Annotated in this window: 2 protein-coding genes; both read left to right on the forward strand. The window is 45.2% G+C overall.

Features of this window, described 5'->3' with window-relative positions:
• The first annotated feature begins 98 nt into the window (after positions 1 to 98).
• Complete coding sequence (gene bioD, locus BACCELL_RS01765) at positions 99 to 740, forward strand: dethiobiotin synthase (protein ID WP_007209780.1); 642 nt, start codon at positions 99 to 101, stop codon at positions 738 to 740.
• A gap of 48 nt (positions 741 to 788) precedes the next feature.
• On the forward strand, positions 789 to 1,961 hold the full coding sequence (locus BACCELL_RS01770; protein WP_007209781.1) for a glycosyltransferase: 1,173 nt from the start codon (positions 789 to 791) through the stop codon (positions 1,959 to 1,961).
• The last annotated feature ends 31 nt before the right edge of the window (positions 1,962 to 1,992 follow it).

A 1,992-nucleotide genomic window follows, 5' to 3' on the forward strand; every position in this document is an offset into this window, starting at 1 on the left:
GTATCACAGAGTTTAATCAGTTTAAAATCAAAAGAATAGAACTCTGTGATACTCTGTGTTACTCTGTGGTGAACTATAAGTATTAAATATTAAAGGAAATGGAAAAGAATGTGTATTTTATCAGCGGTATCGATACGGATGCCGGAAAATCTTATTGTACAGCTTATTATGCCTGTCAACTGATTGGCAGCGGTAAACGTGTTATCACTCAGAAATTTATCCAGACAGGTAACATCGGTTATTCCGAGGATATAGACCTGCACCGCCGTCTCATGGGCATCGGCATGACGGAGGAAGACCGTGAGGGGTTGACCATGCCTGAGATATTCTCTTATCCCTGCTCTCCTCATCTGGCTACACGTATCGACAACCGTCCGATTGACTTCGGAAAGATAGAACGTGCCACACAAGAACTTGCCCGACGCTACGATGTGGTGCTCGTGGAAGGTGCAGGCGGGTTAATGGTTCCCCTTACCGAGGATTACCTGACGATTGACTACATTGCAGAAAAACAATATCCGTTGATATTCGTAACTTCCGGCAAGCTGGGAAGTATCAACCATACATTGCTCAGCTTCGAGGCAATCCGAAGCAGAGGAATACAACTGGATACAGTGCTGTATAATCTCTATCCTACCGTAGAAGATACTACAATACAAGAAGATACGATGCAGTATATCCACCGGTATCTGGATAAGTATTTCCCGAAAAGCAAGTTTGTGGTGGTACCTGTCGTATAATCATATTTTTTGTGTACATTTGCAACACAAAAAACGTCATACGACCACATGGAAGCATTAACATTCAATACTACAGAACAAGCATTACTTGCCGCTGTCGGTATCCTTTTCCTGATTCAACTCCTTTATTACTTTTGTCTTTATAATCGTATACATGCCCGTAGCCGTGCCGTAAAGCGAAGTGACATACATTTTTCACAGGAGTTGCCTCCTTTATCGGTCATCATCTATGCCCGCGAGGAAGTGGAAAATCTGCGCCGTAATCTGCCTGCTGTGCTGGAACAGGATTACCCGCAATTCGAAGTGATCGTCATCAATGATGGCAACACGGATGAAAGCGAAGATTACCTGACTCTGCAAGGGGAAAAGTACCCGAACCTGTATCATAGCTTCGTGCCCAGTTCTTCACGCTACATCAGCCGCAAGAAACTGGCCATCACTCTCGGAATAAAGGCAAGCAAATATGACTGGCTTGTGTTTACCGATGCAAACTGTCTGCCCGAAAGCAACCAATGGCTGCGCACCATGGCACGTAACTTTACCTCCCGTGCGCAAATCGTACTGGGATACAGCGGATACGAACGTGGAAAAGGCTGGCTGCACAAACGGGTATCTTTTGATAATCTGTTTACTTCCATGCGTTACCTGGGCTATGCACTGGCGGGAAAGCCTTATATGGGTATCGGACGCAACATGGCATACCGGAAAGAGTTATTCTATGCCCAGAAAGGTTTTTCAGCACACCTGAACCTGCAACGCGGAGATGATGATTTATTCATCAATAAGACAGCTACGGCCGAGAACACGAGGATAGAGACCGATGCCAATGCAGTGGTACGTGTGCAACCCGTTTACCGTGCCAAGGACTGGCGGGAAGAGAAAATCAGCTATATGGGTACAGCACATTTCTACCGGGGTATCCAACGCTATTTATCGGGCTTTGAAACTACTACACGGTTACTGTTTCATGCAGCATGGATAACCGCTCTGGTGATTGGGATACTGAATTTTCACTGGTTGGCAGCCGGCATTGCATTTCTGTTGTTCGCCTTGCGATACACCCTGCAAGCGCTGATTATCAATAAGACGGCAAAGGATCTCGGAGAGAAACGACGTTACATCTTTACGCTTCCGGTATTTGATATTCTACAGCCTATGCAATCACTCCGCTGGAAGTTGTATTGCCTATTCAGAAAGAAAAGTAGTTTCCTGAGAAAATAAGAGTAGGCTGGAATAATTCATTTCTCTTCGG

Origin of the sequence: Bacteroides cellulosilyticus DSM 14838, from assembly GCF_000158035.1 — a bacterium.
GTDB classification, from domain to species: domain Bacteria; phylum Bacteroidota; class Bacteroidia; order Bacteroidales; family Bacteroidaceae; genus Bacteroides; species Bacteroides cellulosilyticus.